This is a genomic window from Roseibium sp. Sym1 (genome assembly GCF_027359675.1).
Taxonomy (GTDB): Bacteria; Pseudomonadota; Alphaproteobacteria; order Rhizobiales; family Stappiaceae; genus Roseibium.
The window spans coordinates 3,988,219-4,005,645 of sequence record NZ_CP114786.1; the positions used below are offsets into that span (position 1 = coordinate 3,988,219).

A 17,427-nucleotide genomic window follows, 5' to 3' on the forward strand; every position below is an offset into this window, starting at 1 on the left:
GGGTATCGGCGCAGCCATCGGAACCACGCACAAAAAAGGCCGGTCGCGAATGCGCCGGCCTTTTTTCTGACTGTCTGGAGTTGTTACTCGGCTTCCGCAGGTTTGGACCGCAATCCTTCGGCAATCGAACGATTGATGTTGATGAGAACATCGATCTTGTTGCTGTCGTCGGACGTGATGATCGACATGGTCTGCTTGAAGACGAAAATACCCAGGGAGGCGATGTTGTTCTTGATGTCCTGAGGCAATTCGCTTTCCTGGCTGGTGGCCGAGGTTACCAGAATTGTCCAGAGCTTGCGGTTATAGACCAGCACATCATCCTTTTCGGCGAGCGAAGATTCCTCCCACTCATCCTTGATCAACTGAAGCCGGGCTGCGGCTTTCATCAGCAGATTCGCTTCCAGCTCCCGAGGTGACACCGCTGCCACCTGGCTCGTTTTCTGGTAAGCCTGCGCTGCCTGTTTGTACATGACTGATCAGCGTCCCTTCATACTCGATGAGCTTACGTGCTTCTTTCAGTGCTTTGTAAAAGGCGCCGGTTAGGATGGCGTTACTGATCCTTGTAACGTAGGGGATCGTACTCGGCGCGGCCTTCACAATGTCGTTGACGAGGGTGAAGTAATTCTCCTGAATTCTTTCGATATCCGTCGACAGATACATCAGCTGCACGGCCAGATAGACACGTTTGGCTGGCGTATCCGCAGTGGCCGGCGTGAGAATATCCTTTTCTCTCAGAATGGGAGCCTGGCCTTCGATAAAGAGACGGGTCCGCTGGTTATCATTGGTGATGACACTGTCCCCGATGATAATCCGTTCGCCCGGTTTCAGCTCGACCTTGAGCGCCATTCCGTGACCTCCACGCGTAAGTATCGCCATGAAACGTTAACGAAAGCGTTAACGATTACCCCCGACACTTTAGTGATAATTGCCGTCGGTGTTAACCGAACAGGCTCAAGACGCTCTGGTCGGCCTGGTTTGCAAGCGACAGAGCCGTCGATGACAGCTGCTGGCGGGTCTGCAAGGCCAGCATGTTCGCGCCTTCCTCGTTCATGTCGGCAATGGTCAGTTCGCCTGCGCCGACCTCAAGCGTGTTGATCAGGTTTTCGGTGAAATCGGTGCGGATTTCAACCGTCGACAGCGCCGTACCCATGGATCTTGCCGCGGATCTGAGTTCATCCAGTGCCGCGTTGATCGCCTGCAGCGTCCGGTCGATATCCGTATCGGTCTTGAATTCCGAAGCGGCAGCCGAAAGTGCGACCGTGCCCACGCCGCTGCCAAGCGTCATCCGGTTGAAGTCGTCATTGCTGCTGGAAATGTCGAAAGAGACTTCACCGATGAGGGAAATGCTGCCGCCGGAGAAGGTGGCGTCGAGCCCCTTGACGTTGTCGATAAAGGTGACCAGGTCGCTGACCGTCGTCTCGTCGTCGATTTCCAGCGAGGCGGGCTCGAATCCGTTGCCGTCGGTAATGGTGATCGTGTCACCGGCCTGGAAACCGCCGGAAGAGATCAGCGTCGCCGTGGAACTGAGTGGTGACACCGTCAATGTGGTGGTCGTTCCGCCGGTCGCACCGCCGTCCGTCGCGGTCCCGCCGCCGGCATTGTCCTTCGAGATCGCCAGGGAATTGTCCAGACCCGAGACGATGGTGATGCCGTCCGTGGCTTCGTCGAAACTTGCGTGAACGCCGTTCAGGTCGTTCAGCGCATCGACATAATCCTGCACGGTGGTGATGTCCGTTCCCACGGTGAAACTCGTGGTTCCGGAGGAATCGGTCACCGTGACAACATCGCCGGCCGCCCAGTCGCCGAGATCCGTCAGGTTGGAGGACGCCTGCAGACCGGTCAGGGTCAGCGTTGTGGTGCCGCCATAGAGGTTGAACGCGGAGGTTCCGGTTCCGCCGACGTCAAGATCATCGAGATTGAGGCCGTCATCCAGTGTCGTGTCGGTGAAGTCGACCGGATTGACTGTCAGGTTGGAGGTGCTGTCCTCGTTGAAGATGACTTCCAGTTCGTTGCCGGCCCCCGCCAGAAGGTTCTTGCCCTTGTAGCTGGAATCCCGCGCCATGTCCTCGATCTGCTCGAGAAGGTCGTTGTACTGGCTGGTGAACTGCTTGCGCTCGTATTCACTGGAAGTCTGCAGCGCCTGGTTGGCAATCGCCTTGGCCGATTCGACCAGCTTGGTGATTGACGTGATGCCCTTGTCGGCCGCCCGGATCGTCTGCACCGACTGGCCCATGTTGTCGAGCAGTTTGGTGAGATCGCTCGCGCGGTCGTTCAGCGATTGTGCCGTGAAGAAGGAGTTGGGATTGTCGAGAGCCGTATTGACCTTCAGGCCGGTCGCCAGCCGGGTCTGTGTGATGGATTGCAAATCCGCCGTCTGTTTCAGCGACAGGAGATTGTCCCGGACGGCACTGGAGAGAACAATATCAGGCATCAGTCTTCACCGCTTTTCCTGTTCAGTACGCGCCGAGGGTTTTTGCGGGACATGCAAGTTAAGTCCGCGCCCTCGCCGTAAATCTAAATGGAAAGTTAATCACTGATGCACCGGTTAACTTACCGTAAATAAAAGTTACCAAAAGCTTTCTTTTAACGTATTGAAAAATAAAGAGAAATTTTGTCACGCCTAATTAGGCCTCGAGCCTGGAAACGAAAACGGCGGACTCGATGTCCGCCGTTTCCATGTCTTCTCAAGTGAATCAGCCGTCCGACTGATTCTCCTAGAATTAGAAGAGGGATAGCACTGTCTGGTCGGCCTGGGAGGCGAAGGACAGGGATGTCGAGGCGAGCTGCTGACGGGTCTGCAGAGCCAGCAGGTTTGCACCTTCTTCGTTGGTATCGGCCAGGGTCAGAAGACCTGCACCTTCCTGCAAAGTATTGATCATCGTCTTGGTGTAATCTTGACGGATCTCGACAGTGGACAGGTTTGTACCGAATTCGGAGGCCTGGGACCTGAGGTTGCTCAGGGCCGTGTTGAGACGGTCGACCACCCGGTTGATGTCGGAATCCGTCGCGAAGCCGCTGTCCGACAGCGCGGACAGTGTCACGCCTGCGGTGTTGGCCGTGAAGGCGTCGCTGGCGAAGTCCGAGTTGTCACTGGTGAGAGCCAGATCGACGTCGGAGGTGATGTCCAGTCGGCCGGAAGAAGCGTTGAAGGTCGCCTCGACACCGTTGAAGTCGTCAATGAAGTTTTCAAGGTCATCGACGGTGGTGTCGTCCTCGATTTCCAGCGAGCCCAGTTCGAAGCCGTTGCCGTCCGTCAGGGTCAGCGTGTCGCCGACGGCGAAGGAACCGGTGTCAGACAGCAGGGCGCCGGTGGAAGCCAGGGCCGTTGCGGCCACTTCGAAGGTGGACAGGGCTGCGGAGTGCGTGTCGACAGTGTCAGAGATGTGGAAATCCTGGTCACTGTAGATGGTCAGTTCGCCGCTGGTGTCGTCGAACTCTGCACGAACACCGGAAATGCTGTTGAGGCTGTCGACCAGGTCCTGAACGGTTGCACCGGCGGTCACGGTATCGGAACCGGAGATGATGGCGTTCGGGCTGTCGATGGCGTCAACGAATTCCAGGGTGGTGGTGGTCGAGATCACGTTGGATTCCGACAGGGCGGACGCGGAGTTCAGCGTCGTGGTGCCGTCGGTCAGCGTGATGGTCGTCTTGCCGCCCTGAAGGGTGAAGGAGGTCGTGGAACCCTGACCTTCCGCCAGATCCGAGAGGTTCAGGCCGGTGGACAGAGCGGTGTCGGTGTAGTCGACCGCCTCGATCGTCAGCTTGGACGTGGAATCTTCATTGAAGATCGTGGTCAGGTCGTTGCCGTCGCCGGCCAGGAGGTTCTTGCCCTTGTAGGAGCTGTCCTTCGCGACATCTTCGATCTGCTCGAGCAGGTCATTATACTGCTCGGTGAATTTCTTGCGCTCGTACTGGCTCTGTGTCTGCAGCGCCTGGTTGGCTTTCGCCTTGGCGGTTTCGACCAGGTCCGTGATGGTCTGGATACCCTTGTCGGCAGCCTTGATGGTCTGCAGCGACTGACCCATGTCGTCCAGAAGGGTGGACAGGTCGTTTGCGCGGGAGTTGAGACCGGACGCCGTGAAGAAGCTGTTCGGATTGTCCAGGGCGGAGTTGACCTTCAGACCGGTCGCCAGTTTGTTCTGGACACCAGACATGAGATCCGCGGTGGACTGAAGCGTGAGGAGGTTCTGCCGTACGGCAGCTGACAGGGTAATATCCTGCATCTGACTATCCCTTTCCTGGGTCACAAATTCATCTGCTCGTCCTGAGCAGGTTGCCTAGGATCATTCCTCGTTAACCTTAATCAATGGTTAAACGCTTGAATTTTAGGGTTAACTGAGCGTAAACGCCGAGACGGGGCTTGCCAGGAATCTCGAGAGGGAATCTGGATGGCGGGGGAGTCCGGAATGAGAAAAGTGGCACCGTAAAAAGTGACGGATATCTGGCTGGTCAATTGCCGGCAGTTGCGGGGACCATCTGGAAGCCGCGGGAAACAGCCATTTCGGTGGCGCATGACCGGCCTTCCCGGTTGCCGGCCGGAAGGCGCGCGAAAAAAAATCCGAGATGGCGCGTCCGGGGCGCGTTCGAACCGGTTTTCGGGAGAGGGAAGGCAAAAAGGCTGCAGGAGGCAGCCTGTCCGGCGAGGGCGTTCCGGCCGCAGGCGCCGCCGTGCACATATGCGCCGTTAATACTTTGACGGCGAGAATCGCGGACCGGGCAAGGACAAAAGAAAAAGCGGGCCGAAGCCCGCTTTCCCCATGATCGCGATGCGCTTGTGGCTTAGAAGAGCCGCAGAACGTTCTGGTCCGCCTGTGCCGCGAAGGACAGCGAGGTGGAGGCCAGGCTCTGACGGGTCTGCAGGGCCAGCAGGTTTGCACCTTCTTCGTTGGTGTCGGCCAGGGTCAGGAGACCTGCACCTTCTTCCAGCGTGTTGATCAGGTTCTTGGTGAAGTCCTGACGGTTTTCAACGATGGAGAGGTTGGTACCGAACTCGGAGGCCTGGGTCCGCAGCGAGCCGAGAGCCGTGTTCAGACGGTCAACAACGCGGTTGATGTCGGAATCGGTCGCAAAGCCACTGTCGGAGATCGCCGAGAGCGAAACACCGGTGGTGTTTGCAGTGAATGCATCACTTGCAAAGTCGGCATTGTCACTGGTGAGCGACAGGTCAACTTCAGAGGTGATGTCCAGACGGCCCGAAGAGGTGTTGAACGAAGCGGAAACGCCCTGGAAGTCGTTGACGAAGTTCGTCAGGTCATCGACGGACGTGTCGTCCTCGATTTCCAGCGAACCCAGTTCGAAGCCGTTACCGTCCGTCAGGGTCAGCGTGTCGCCGACAGCGAAGGAACCGGTGTCAGACAGCAGGGCGCCGGTGGAAGCCAGAGCCGTTGCGGCCACTTCGAAGGTGGACAGGGCTGCGGAGTGCGTGTCGACAGTGTCAGAGATGTGGAAATCCTGGTCACTGTAGATGGTCAGCTCACCGCTGGTGTCGTCGAACTCTGCACGAACACCGGAAATGCTGTTGAGGCTGTCGACCAGGTCCTGAACGGTGGCACCGGCGGTCACGGTATCGGAACCGGAGATGATGGCGTTCGGGCTGTCGATGGCGTCAACGAATTCCAGGGTGGTGGTGGTCGAGATCACGTTGGAGTCGGACAGCGCGGAGCTGGAGTTCAGCGTCGTGGTGCCGTCGGTCAGCGTGATGGTCGTCTTGCCGCCCTGAAGGGTGAAGGAAGTGGTCGCGCCCTGACCTTCTGCCAGATCCGAGAGGTTCAGGCCGGTGGACAGGGAAGAGTCGGTGTAGTCGACCGCGTCGATCGTCAGCTTGGACGTGGAGTCTTCGTTGAAGATCGTGGTCAGGTCGTTGCCGTCGCCGGCCAGAAGGTTCTTGCCCTTGTAGCCTGCATCCTTCGCCAGGTCTTCGATCTGGGTCAGAAGTTCGTTGTACTGGGACGCAAACTGCTTGCGCTCGTACTGGCTCTGCGTCTGCAGGGCCTGGTTGGCTTTCGCCTTGGCAGACTCAACCAGCTTGGTGATGCTGGAAATGCCTTCATCCGCAGCTTTCAGGGTCTGAACCGACTGGCCCATGTCGTCCAGAAGAGTGGACAGGTCGTTTGCACGGGAAGTCAGGCCGGAAGCCGTGAAGAAGCTGTTCGGATTGTCCAGTGCGGAGTTCACTTTCTTACCGGTCGCCAGTTTGTTCTGGACGTCGGACATGAACGAAGCGGTGGACTGAAGGGTGTTGAGGTTCGCACGAACCGCGCTGGACAGAGTAATGTCAGCCATGATGTGTCCTTTCTAGGAGTACAAGTTACAAGGATCCTTCCTGGATCCGGCCCACATCTATGCGCGGATCGCCGAAACAAATTCTAAAGAAACTTGGTTAGCGCGTGTTAACCTTAACTAGAGGTAAACCCTTGTAAATAAACATTTTTCCGTTTTTGGTTGAAGTCGTTTTATTTGAGTGGCTTGCGCGGGAACACCTGGTGACGGGCGCGACGGCAGCCTCGATTCCTTGAACGGACGAGGGGCAGGAAAATGATGCCGCATCTGCCGGAATTGCGGGCCGGGCGACGTTGATCGGGGCAGGTTTGTTAACTTGCGCCGGGGCTGACGGGGGAAGTTTGGCGGCAGAGGCAGCAAAACGGTCAGCGATTGCGTTGAGATCACGACAGCCGATGGGCGGTGTCAGCTTCGAACGAGAACATCCCGGCAGGGGACGCGCAGACGGAGCCGTTGCCGGGAAAGTCGCGCAGACATTTCTTGTGTCAGGACGCCGGCGGTCCATCGCTTAGGGGGCGGGAGTCCCCACTCGTTCGTCATTGCCGGACTTGATCCGGCAATCCATGCCGTGACCTCGCACAGTCCCGAGACCTTGCAATTGGATACGGAACGGCATGGATCCCATGGTCAAGCCCACTGCTGTCCGGTTAAGCAGGAGCCTCTGTATGCAAACAGGTTTTGCCGCTTGTACCAGTCTCCCCCCTGGAGGGGGAGATGTCTCCGGAAGGAGACAGAGGGGGGGCTCAACCTCTCAGCATACAAGGCCTTTTCCGAATACGAGGAACCGCTGCGCCCCCCTCTGTCCGGTTCCCGGACATCTCCCCCTCCAGGGGGGAGAGGGGTGCAAGTGGTAAGGCACTGCGTGTCCCGGACTAGAAGAAGCGTAAATATCGACAATGAATCAATGACCTGTTGTAACTGAGCCGCGTTAAACCGGACAGCAGTGGGTCAAGCCATGGGATGACGAGGATGGAGAGGTGTTCCTTCCGGGGCCCGGTCTTGCCGCTTTCGCGTCATGCCGCGATGACAAATCATCTTGTGTCGAGAGGAGTTGCGCCTCAAACGAACTTGAACGCCCGGATGCGGCTGAGGGTTTCCTCCGCGCCAAACCGTCTCGGTCAAAGGACCCTTATTGATCGGAAAATGCTCTAGACGCGGATGGATTGCGTGAATTGCCGTGTCTGTACCGTATCGACGGATTCAGCATAGGCGCGCAGACGCAACAGGGTTTCGCTCGGGATTTGCCGAACAACCTGACCGGTTTCCGTGTTGGTTGCGATGTAAACGAGGCTTTCGCTGTCTTCGTCGATGACGTTCTGACGCTCGACGGTCGGCGTGTACCGCTCCAGCAGCGAACGCCGATCCCGTTCGTTGTTGGCAGACCTCTGGCTGGTTTCCGTCTCGGTGGACGGGGTCACAGTCTCTTCGGCCGGCAAATCCGTCTTGGCGGACGACTCGTTCTGTTCCGGGGCCCGCGTAGCCGGCGTGATCGCCGTATACGTCGGCGATGGCGGCCGGGCCAATCCCGTGTCCAACATCTTTCCCTCCGGGTCACTCGATACAAACACCCGTTGACGGAGGAATATAACGTAAGGGAATGAATCTTCTGTTAACGGAATGATTAGATTTTTAGGGTGTCGGATCTATCCGTCTGCGGCCGTTCCTGATTCGGTCCCGGTGCACCTGAAAGCCAGTATTAGGCAGCATTGGCAGCATTTCGGAGGAAAGGGAAAAGACACCTTCCCGCGGGGGCTGTGCCTTCATTGTTGGCGTTGCCAGGAGCGGTTTGCCGCGCCTTCCTCAAAGAGACTGGTTGACGGCAATACCGCGCGCCGATTGCGGTCCGGTCGGTGCCGTACCATTGCGGCCATAGGTCGTCGGAGCCGTCGCGTTCTTGGCGCCGGCCACCTTGGCCACCGTCGAAACGATGTTGTTGGCGACATCGCGGGCAGTGGAAAGCACCGCCAGATTGATGCGCAGGACGGGCTGGAACTCGCCGTGCTGACGCCGAAGGCTCTGGGTCGCCGCCGGCGCAAGGTTGCCGAGGGCAACCGCGTGTTCCTTCGCCGTCATCATGCCGCGGGTGTATTCATGGATCAGGCGGGCCTTGTCCGCCTGAAGTTCGCCCGCTTCCTTCAGTTTACCCGCCCGGACGAGATCTGTTTCCATCTCTATGACGGACAACAGCGCTTCCATGGTGCCGGACAGGGCGGAACAGAAGTTCTCCGCGTCCTGTTGGCTTGTGGGCCGCTCCAGGGAAAACGGAAATGTGGTTGCGTTCGGTTGTGCGGTCATTGTGCCCCCTCCTGCAATGCGATCAGTTCGCGCTCAACGCTGTCGGCAAGACCGATACCGCCGGCCTCCGCGATCGTACGAGCATACTCGTCGATCAAAAGGCTTTGCCAGGCATCCGATCCTGTTCCGCCACCCCAGGCACCGCCGTCTTCAAGGCCGGTGAACATGTTCTGGAGCATGGTGTTCAGGAAAACCGCCTCGAATTCTTCCGCAGCCTCGCGGACAGCGGTCTTGTCCGTCCGGTCGACACCGCGCAAGGCGTCCTGCGGGCTGGTCTGGACCGATGCCGGTGAAATCTGCGGTGTAATCTGTTGCAACATCACAGCACCTCGATTTCGGCCTGCAGGGCACCGGATGCCTTGATGGCCTGCAGGATGGAGATCATGTCGCGCGGCCCGATGCCCAGGGCGTTGAGGCCGTCGACAAGCTGCTTGAGTGTGACAGTCTCTGGAACGATAGCAAGCTTGTTTCCGTCTTCGTTCACCGTGATCTCGGAACGATCCACGACTTCTGTCTGGCCGTTGGCGAAGGGCAGGGGCTGAGACACCTGCGGTGTTTCCGCGATTGTCACGGTCAGGTTGCCCTGTGCGACAGCGACCATGGAAACCTTCACGTCCTGGCCCATCACGATGATGCCGGAGTTTTCGTCAATGACGATGCGCGCCGCCAGGTCGGGTTCGACAATGAGCTGTTCGATGTCGGTCAGAAGATCGACGATATTGCCGTCATACTGCCTTGGGAGCTCCAGTTGGACGGTTCCCGGATCGAGCGGTTCGGCGGTCGGCATGCCGATCAGTTCGTTGATCGACAGGGCGACCCGCCGGGCCGTGGTGAGATCGGGATTGCGCAGCGCCAGACGCATGGTCGTCAGCGAGGCAAGCTTGAACTCAAGCTCGCGCTCCACAAGGCCGCCATTGGCAATGCGCCCGGCTGTCGGCACACCGCGCACCACCGAAGCCGCGTCCGCCTGGGCGGAAAAACCGCCAATGGCGACCGAGCCCTGCGCAATGGAGTAGACCTCACCATCCGCACCGACGAGCGGGGTGACCAGTAGCGTGCCGCCCTGGAGGGAATCCGCATCGCCGAGAGCGCTGACATTGACGTCGATCCGCGTGCCCTGTGTGGCGAAGGGCGGCAGGTTTGCCGTCACCATGACGGCCGCCACCGTGTTGGTGTTGAGATCGACGTTTCGTGTGTTCACGCCCAGCCGTTCCAACATGGCCTGAAGGCTCTGCTGCGTGAAGGGCGAGTTGTTCAGCGAGTCACCGGTCCCGTTCAGGCCAACGACCAGGCCGTAGCCGATCAGCTGGTTTTCCCGAATGCCTTCGAAATCCGCGATGTCCTTGATGCGCGAGGCGGCGTATGCAGCGGGCGCCAAGGATGACACGCACAGGGCGATGGCCGCCGTTGCCAGGACGAACCGTGCAAACCTCTTGAAGATCCTGTCGTTGAAATGTCGCATTACTGTTTCTGGTCCGCCATTCAAGGATCCGGCATGCAGGCCGGTGCAATTGTCTCGGCTTGCGCAATGCGAGAGTCGTGCCACTTTGAAGGTCGCAACGGGTCTTTTCCGCAAATTGCCCGGATTCCGCGCCATTTGCTGGTAGAATGACGGGTATATCCACGTAAAACTGACTGAGGCGGGTGGGGAATTGCTTTTGCTGCCCGGCAAATGTTGCCTCCTTGATAAGGACTCATTTACCCTTACCGGCAGAATCTGACAGGCAAGGCCTTCGTTTGCGTCAGGATTGCCGTCAGTCGGACCGAAAGATCGATCATGCGCATTACAGGCAACAAACCCGTCACCGGCGTTCAGGGGAAAAGCGCCAAGAAAGGCAGCAGTTCGAGTTCCGAGCAGTTTGCCCCGGACCTCGGAAGTGAAGTGGTGCAGTCCTCGCAGACGGCCGGCGGTGCATCGATCCAGGGCATGGATGCGCTCCTGGCGCTTCAGGAAGTGGATGAGCGCGCCGAACGCAGGTCGCGCGCGGCCAGATACGGCAACAAGCTGCTCGACGCACTCGAATCCGTCCGGACCGACCTGCTGGCCGGCCAGGTTTCCGAAGAGCGGCTGGAATTGCTGGCCCAGCAGGTCTCGAAACGCCCCCAGAGCGGCGATTCCAGAATCGATTCGGTGCTGGAAGAGATTGAATTGCGTGTCAAAGTTGAGCTCGCCAAGCTCGGCCGATTCCCTGAATGAGCGGTTAGGGAAACAGCTGCAGTTTGTCTAAAATTGAAGTGAAACTTACGCAACGATTTGAAAGATATAAACTTTTCTTGATACTATTTTTAAGAAATGAACCGTTGTCGGCTGAGGGAACCACCTATATATTGCGCCCGGCATAACGGTAATCCGGAGCTATCGATGACGGTTGAAATTGAGTCTGAATATCGACCCTCGGAAGACGAGCCGTTCATGAATGACAGGCAGCGGGAGTATTTCCGAAACAAGCTGCTTGCATGGAAAGAAGAGATCCTGAAGGAGAGCAAGGAAACGCTCACCAACCTTCAGGAGGAAAGTCAGAACCACCCCGATTTTGCTGACCGGGCCTCCTCTGAAACCGACCGCTCGATCGAGCTGCGGGCCAGGGACCGTCAACGCAAGCTGATTTCAAAGATCGATGATGCTTTGGAACGGATCGCCGACGGAAGCTACGGTTATTGCGAAGAGACCGGGGAACCTATCTCCCTGCGGCGCCTCGAGGCACGGCCGATCGCGACCCTGTCCATCGAAGCCCAGGAAGCGCATGAGCGCCGGGAAAAGGTTTACCGCGACGACTGATTTCCAGAAAACGGCCAATCCGCCGGCAACAGGCGGGTCCAGATCACTTTGAAAACCTTCCCCGTCGCGGGAAGGTTTTTTTATGTCGCTCAAAATCGATGCTGCAAAACAACCTCATCCTGAGGTGGACCGTCAGGTCCGTCTCGAAGGATCGGCTACATGTTCGAACAAGCGGCCGGTCAGTCAAGAAAGCGCATTCGCGTTTCCTCAAGTTGCGGTTTTTGTTTTGGGAGCCGCTCAACAGAAACGGCCCCCATAGTGTATTCCCGGCTGTCGCAATCAGAGCGTGATCCGGTAACGGGCGAAACCGTCGGCGCCGTCGCCGGCAGGTTCGATCCGCACACCTTCGACGGACGATGCGTGGTCGGTGCCACCCGGGCCGGTTTCGAACAGAACGGTGGTCTCCGGGACGGGCCGGAAACGCCAGTTGGCGTCGGCGGAGGGGTTGATCGTGCCCTGTTCGACGATGTAGCGCACCAGCACATCCCGGTTGGTGTCCGGGCCGACAAAGACCACGACATCGTCGCTGATGCCGGGGAAATTTCCGCCGCCTGCGGCGCGGTAGTTGTTGGTGGCCACGATGAATGTGTCGTCGAAGTTCAGCGGCTTGCCGTTGAACTCCAGCTTGACGATGCGACTGGCGTCCGGGTTGATCAGCTCGCCCTTCGAATCGTATTTCGACGGCTGGGTCAGGTCGATCTCGTAGGTGATGCCGTCGATGACGTCGAAATTGTAGCTCGGGAATTCCGGATTGATGAGAGGCTGGTCGGCCTTGCCCGGTTCGACCTGAAGGAAGATGCCTGCGGAACGCTCCAGCCATTCCTTGACCGTGCCGCCCTTGATGGCGACCGCACGCACGGTATTCGGATAGAGATAGAGATCGGCGACGTTCTTGATGGCGACATCGCCGACCGGCACGTCGGTGTAATAGGCGGGGCCGCCGCGGCCGCCGGCCTTGAAGGGCGCGGCGGCGGAGAGGATCGGCAGGCCTTCCCACTCGGTGCCCTTCATCATCTGCTCGATATACCAGGTCTGCGCCTTGGAAACGATCTGGACGCTCGGGTCGTCGGCGACCAGGGCGAAATAGGAATGCAGCGGCGCCGACGTCTTGCCCACGGGCCGGCGAACATATTCAAGCGTTGCCTCGTGGTCTTCCCTGACGGCATCGAGCACGTCCTGCTGGCTGTCGACCAGCGGTGTCACCTTGCGGCCTTCCTTCTCGTAGATGGGACGGGCCTCGGTCATGAAATTGGCAACCCGCCAGCCGTTGCCGTCGCGTTCGATCATCAGGTCGATGACACCCAGATGCGAGCCCCAGAAACCTCCCATGGCGGCCGGCTTTCCGAAGAGGGTGCCTTTCTGGCTGTCGATGCCGGGCAGGCCTTCATACTGGGGGCCGGGAAAGACCAGGTGATGGTGGCCGGTGAAGACCGCATCGATGCCGTCGACGGCCGCCAGGTGCAGCGAGGCGTTTTCCATGTTTTCGGAAAAGTCGTTGGCGTCGATGCCGGAGTGCGACAGGGCAATGACGAGATCGCATCCCTGTTCGCGCATTTCCGGAACGAAGGCCTTGGCCGCCGCAACGATATCGCGGGCATTGGCATTGCCTTCCAGGTGGCGGCGGTCCCAGTTCATGATCTGGGGCGGCACGAAGCCGATGAAGCCTATCTTGATGGGAGCCGTGTTGCCGGCACCGTCGGTGATCTCCTTGTCGACGATGACGTAGGGCTTCAGGAACAGGCTGTCGTCGCGTGCGTTGCCGGCGAGCGTGGTGCCCTTGACCAGGTTGGCGCAGACGACCGGGAAATTGGCGCCCGACAGCACCTTCATCATGAAGTCCAGACCATAGTTGAACTCGTGATTGCCGAGCGTTCCGGCATCGAAGTTCAGCACGTTCATGCCCTTGATGACCGGATGGACGTCGCCTTCGCGCATGCCGCGTTCATAGGCGATGAAATCGCCCATCGGATTGCCCTGAAGAAAGTCGCCATTGTCGACCAGCACCGAGTTGGTGGCTTCGTCGCGGATCTGGCGGATCAGTGTGGCGGTGCGGGCAAGGCCCGCCGTGTCGACCGGTTTGTCGCCGTAATAGTCGTAGGGAAACACGTGGACATGGAGATCGGTGGTTTCCATCAGCCGGACATGGGCGGTGCCTTCCTTTGCCAGGACGGAATAGGGATGCAGCGCGGCGGCGAAACCGGTCGCCGCGGCTCCCATCAGCAGGCCGCGCCGTGAGAGTGAAACGTCTTTGATACTGGACATGAGAGGCTCCTGTTCGACCGCATGGCCGCCGGCGGGTTTTGAAACCCTTTTGTTGCAACCTTATGACGGTCAGGCTGCCTCAATGGCCAATTTTGTCAAGGGTGCCTACTGCGCGATCCTGGAGGCCATCACCGAGATGGTTTGCACATAGACGCTGGCCTTGTTCCATTTCTTCAGGACGTTGTAGTTCGCGGTGCCGGGCCCCCAGCCCTGGCCGCGGCGCCAGCCGTTCTTCTGGAGGTAGTTGGCGGTGGACGCAAGCACGTCGGGAATGGATCGGATCAGGTCACGGCGGCCGTTGCGGTCATAGTCGACCGCGTATTTCATGTAGGACGAGGCCAGAAACTGGGTCTGGCCGATTTCGCCGGCCCATGCGCCCTTCATTTCCGCCGGTGTCATGTCCCGGCGCTGCACGATCTTGAGGGCATTGACCAGTTCGTTGGTGAAAAACTTGGAGCGGCGGCAGTCATAGGCCAGCGTGGCGAGCGACCGGAGAACGGACATGTTTCCGGAGAAACTGCCGAAATTGGTTTCCAGGCCCCAGATCGCCAGAAGGATCGGGGCGGGCACGCCGTATTTGCGTTCGATGCCCCGGAAGATGCGGGCATAGGTCTTGCCGAGTTTCCGGGCGCGGCGGATCATCGCGTTGTTGACCCGCTTGCCATAGAACTGCTCGAAGCTCAGCTTGAAGGACTTCTGGTTGCGGTCCAGCCGGACGACCTTGCGGTCGTAGCTGACATTCTGCAGGGCATTCCTCACGACCCGCTGCTTGAGACCGTAGCCGGATGAATTGGCGATGAAAGCCTGCTTCCAGGCATCGAACCCGCCTGGGCCGTTGCCGCATCTGGCGCTGAGGGCAGGGGAGGAGGCAACAAGCAGACATGACACAATGGAAACGAACAGGATACGCATGGAAACTCCGCAGAATCGCAATTGAGCCCAGGCTGTAGCGACACATTAGCGAATGGCATCGTTGGTGTCAGGATCGTTCCTGCGGCGCTGCCCATCGACAAAGTGTCACTTCAGCCTGGGGCGTTCCAGCTCAAAACGGCCCGACTTCATCCTGGCATGCCGGAAAAGGTCAGGCGGATTTTCCCCTGCCCGGCGATGGAGACACGCGAGCGGGCTATGGATTCTGCCTTATGAAAAGCGATTGGCCGGGAACACCGTCGCGCAACCGGCCGTCCTCGAAATCGCTGTCGGCATTGAACGCCAGTCGCGGCAGGCTTGCATACCGGGACAGGACACCGGCATGCCCAGCCAGTTCGCCGCGCAGCCGGTTCTCGAGCGCCTCTTTGGCGGTGTCCTTGTGATAGCCGTGCACTCCGTGAACGACCCGGGGCCGCAACACGTCAAAGCCCAGATACCGGAAGGTGTAGGCCAGCGGCCAGAGCAGCATCTCAACGTCGCCTTCCTTGCCGTTATGCGCGCTTTCGGCGGCCTTCGAGCCGGTGCTCACACAGAACAGAACGGATTTGCCGCGGAAAAAGCCGGTGTCGAAGCGGTTGCCGGTGTCATGCATGCCGCCATTCACAAGCACCCGCTCGCACCAGCCCTTGAGCATCGCGGGCGGTGCGAACCACCAGAGCGGAAAATGGCAGATGATGCGGTCGGCGGCGCGAAGCTTGTCCACTTCGGCTTGAACCCTAGAAGGCAGGCGGTCCGTCTCGGAGGCAACTTGCTGAGTTTTCAGGACGTCATACGGGTCCGTGGCCGTTCCTTGCGGATAGTGGTCGGCCCGTTCGGCCGGATCGAAGCCGAGCCTGTAGAGATCGGACAGGAGCACGTCGTCGCCGAAGGAGCGGCACGCTGTTTCGGACGCGCGCGCCCAGGCGGCGTTAAAGGAAGTCTGCGCCGGATGGGAGAGTACGATCAGGGTGGTGGTCATGCCGGCGCGGTCCTCGTCCGAGTTGTGTGCCAGTCGGTTCTAACCGGCTTGGCCCCGTCTTGAAAACGAGAACGGGCACGGCACTCGGGGAGCGAGATGCCGTGCCCGTCGTCAGCCAGGTCCGGCAACGCTTCTAGAACACGTTGCCGGGTCTTGGCCGGGGGACCGTATCGGGTGGGGATCAGAACGGCAGCAGGATATCCAGGACCTGGTTGCCGACGCGGGGCTGCTGGACGTCCGTGATCTGGCCGCGGCCGCCATAGCCGATGCGCGCTTCGGCGATCTGCTCGCTGGCGATGCGGTTGTTGGCGGTGATGTCTTCCGGCCGGACGATACCGGCGACGATCAGCTCGCGGACCTCGTAGTTCACCCTGACTTCCTGGCGGCCCTCGATGACCATGTTGCCGTTCGGCAGGACCTGGGTCACCACGGCGGCAACGGTTGTTGTCAGGGTTTCGTTGCGGTCTACGCTGCCGGAACCTGAGAAACTGGAGTTGCTGTCGACATTGGCGAGGTCGCTGGCGGCGGTGCTCGCGGGCATGAAGATCGTGTCGATCGCTGTGCCGAGCGCACCGCCGACGCCTGCGCCGCTGGTTTCGGTGCGGCTGCGTTCGGTCTCGTTGTCGAATTCCGCCTCGTCGTCAATGGTCACGACCACGGTCAGGATGTCGCCGACCTGGCTGGCGCGCTGGTCCTTGAAGAAGGCGCGGCTGCCCGATTGCCACAGGGAATTCGGATTATAATGTGCCTGCACCGGATCGGGCATGGGCATTTGCACCGGGCGGTAACCAGGTGTCGTTGTCGGATCCTGAATCGCGTTCAGGGTAGGCTGCTGGCCGACATTGGCGAGTTTGTCGGCGGTGCCGCATCCCGCGACAAGAGCGCTCAGCGCGATGCTTGCCAACAGGTGTCTGGGGAAGGTGCTCAGCATTAATCGGTCTCGCTGTTCAAGCTTGCGACTATGGGATTGGCGGCATAAACGCGTACTTGGCCGCGGGAGGAGACAGTCGCCGGAACGATGCGCCGGGACTGCAGATTTCTGACATCGATGACGTCACCCTTGCCGCCATCTTCCATGGCCTGGGCGCGGGAGGTCAGTTTCATGCCGGCCATCTCGTAGACGACCGTGACCTTTTCACTGCGTTCGACCAGCATCGGGCGCTGGAAGTCCCTCCGCGCCAGGGGTGCGTTGGCGCGGATATTCGTGCGCGCTTCCTTGCCGAGGATGTCGTCCGCTTCGGTGAGGGCGCCGGCGGGCACCTTGTTGCGGGCCAGCCGGATCACGTCCAGATCCTCTTCCTTGAGGATGTCGCCCCGGCGGAGCGGCTGAAGCAGTGCGACCACGTCGATCATCTCCGTGGCGATGCCGGACAATGTCAGCGACTGTGTGCCGATTTCGACGGCGACCGTCGCGTGCAATGTGAAATGCCCACTGGTCTCGGACCACTCGACCCGGTCGACCCGAATGGGGTCGTGGACTTTGGGATCCGCCAGAACCTGGTCCGGCGCCTGCAGAAGGCGGATGTCGAGCTTGGCGGGATCAAGCCCGGCATTGCGTTCCGCCAGTGTGTTGCGCACCAGCCCGGCGAGCTGGTCGCGATTGAACCTGGTGGCACCGCGAAAGACCGCGACGGTCCTGAGCCCGTCGGTTCCCGCGGCGGTCAGGCCGGCGGCGCGGGCGCGTTCGGCGACGAGCGTGGCGGAGACATTTCCGGAAGTGCCCATGTCGGGAGACCGGAACAGCGGCTTTTCTGCCAGCATCCCGGCGTTGGAATAAAAGTCGCCGATGGTCACGATGTCCGAAAGGGTCATGACCTGGGAGCGCAGAACCGGACGTTCGTCCGCCAGCGCCTGGAAGGCGGCAAGGCTCACCAGCAACAGGCCGGTGGCGGCTTTCAGCAGGTGTTTGATCATGTCGAGCCTA

The 17,427-nt window shown here is 59.6% G+C and carries 16 protein-coding genes; 2 read left to right on the forward strand and 14 right to left on the reverse strand.

The features are described 5' to 3' along the window. Positions 1-83 precede the first annotated feature (83 nt). The 9 genes from flaF to O6760_RS18155 form a co-directional block, all read right to left on the reverse strand. Complete coding sequence (flaF, locus tag O6760_RS18115) at positions 84-428, reverse strand: flagellar biosynthesis regulator FlaF (RefSeq protein WP_269581113.1); 345 nt, start codon at positions 426-428, stop codon at positions 84-86. After that, positions 349-846, reverse strand: a complete 498-nt coding sequence (flbT, locus tag O6760_RS18120) for a flagellar biosynthesis repressor FlbT (RefSeq protein WP_269581114.1) — start codon at positions 844-846, stop codon at positions 349-351. The genes flaF and flbT overlap by 80 nt, the downstream gene beginning before the upstream one ends. Positions 847-937: 91 nt before the next feature. Beyond that, entirely contained in the window at positions 938-2,431 is a 1,494-nt protein-coding gene (locus O6760_RS18125; RefSeq protein ID WP_269581115.1) for a flagellin N-terminal helical domain-containing protein, read from the reverse strand. 289 nt (positions 2,432-2,720) lie between these two features. After that, positions 2,721-4,223: a flagellin N-terminal helical domain-containing protein gene (locus O6760_RS18130; RefSeq protein ID WP_269581116.1), complete on the reverse strand. Its 1,503-nt coding sequence runs from the start codon at positions 4,221-4,223 to the stop codon at positions 2,721-2,723. A gap of 556 nt (positions 4,224-4,779) precedes the next feature. Next, positions 4,780-6,282, reverse strand: a complete 1,503-nt coding sequence (locus tag O6760_RS18135) for a flagellin N-terminal helical domain-containing protein (protein ID WP_269581117.1) — start codon at positions 6,280-6,282, stop codon at positions 4,780-4,782. A 1,145-nt stretch (positions 6,283-7,427) separates the two neighbouring features. Continuing rightward, positions 7,428-7,817, reverse strand: coding sequence for a flagellar protein FlaG (locus tag O6760_RS18140; RefSeq protein ID WP_269581118.1), 390 nt, complete (start codon positions 7,815-7,817; stop codon positions 7,428-7,430). 262 nt (positions 7,818-8,079) lie between these two features. Then, complete coding sequence (locus O6760_RS18145) at positions 8,080-8,574, reverse strand: flagellar protein FlgN (RefSeq protein ID WP_269581119.1); 495 nt, start codon at positions 8,572-8,574, stop codon at positions 8,080-8,082. Next, positions 8,571-8,894: a rod-binding protein gene (locus tag O6760_RS18150; RefSeq protein ID WP_269581120.1), complete on the reverse strand. Its 324-nt coding sequence runs from the start codon at positions 8,892-8,894 to the stop codon at positions 8,571-8,573. The genes O6760_RS18145 and O6760_RS18150 overlap by 4 nt, the downstream gene beginning before the upstream one ends. After that, a complete protein-coding gene (locus tag O6760_RS18155; RefSeq protein WP_269581121.1) occupies positions 8,894-10,036 on the reverse strand; it encodes a flagellar basal body P-ring protein FlgI in 1,143 nt (380 codons plus the stop codon). The genes O6760_RS18150 and O6760_RS18155 overlap by 1 nt, the downstream gene beginning before the upstream one ends. A 315-nt stretch (positions 10,037-10,351) precedes the next feature. Between O6760_RS18155 and O6760_RS18160 the strand changes: the two genes are divergently transcribed. Together O6760_RS18160 and dksA are read left to right on the forward strand one after the other, a co-directional pair. Then, positions 10,352-10,771 carry a flagellar assembly protein FliX gene (locus O6760_RS18160; RefSeq protein WP_269581122.1) on the forward strand — a complete coding sequence of 140 codons (420 nt, stop codon included), beginning with the start codon at positions 10,352-10,354 and terminating at the stop codon, positions 10,769-10,771. A gap of 165 nt (positions 10,772-10,936) precedes the next feature. Continuing rightward, positions 10,937-11,353, forward strand: a complete 417-nt coding sequence (dksA, locus tag O6760_RS18165) for an RNA polymerase-binding protein DksA (protein WP_248157695.1) — start codon at positions 10,937-10,939, stop codon at positions 11,351-11,353. A 279-nt stretch (positions 11,354-11,632) separates the two neighbouring features. On the opposite strand, the gene O6760_RS18170 is transcribed toward dksA, so the two are convergent. The 5 genes from O6760_RS18170 to flgA form a co-directional block, all read right to left on the reverse strand. Then, complete coding sequence (locus O6760_RS18170; RefSeq protein WP_269581123.1) at positions 11,633-13,615, reverse strand: bifunctional 2',3'-cyclic-nucleotide 2'-phosphodiesterase/3'-nucleotidase; 1,983 nt, start codon at positions 13,613-13,615, stop codon at positions 11,633-11,635. Positions 13,616-13,720: 105 nt separating this feature from the next. After that, on the reverse strand, positions 13,721-14,527 hold the full coding sequence (locus tag O6760_RS18175) for a lytic murein transglycosylase (RefSeq protein ID WP_269581124.1): 807 nt from the start codon (positions 14,525-14,527) through the stop codon (positions 13,721-13,723). Positions 14,528-14,741: 214 nt separating this feature from the next. Then, entirely contained in the window at positions 14,742-15,503 is a 762-nt protein-coding gene (locus O6760_RS18180) for an NAD(P)H-dependent oxidoreductase (protein ID WP_269581125.1), read from the reverse strand. A gap of 181 nt (positions 15,504-15,684) precedes the next feature. Beyond that, positions 15,685-16,434: a flagellar basal body L-ring protein FlgH gene (gene flgH, locus O6760_RS18185; protein WP_269581126.1), complete on the reverse strand. Its 750-nt coding sequence runs from the start codon at positions 16,432-16,434 to the stop codon at positions 15,685-15,687. Then, complete coding sequence (flgA, locus tag O6760_RS18190; RefSeq protein ID WP_269581127.1) at positions 16,434-17,417, reverse strand: flagellar basal body P-ring formation chaperone FlgA; 984 nt, start codon at positions 17,415-17,417, stop codon at positions 16,434-16,436. Before flgA ends, flgH begins: the two co-directional genes overlap by 1 nt. Positions 17,418-17,427: the final 10 nt, after the last annotated feature.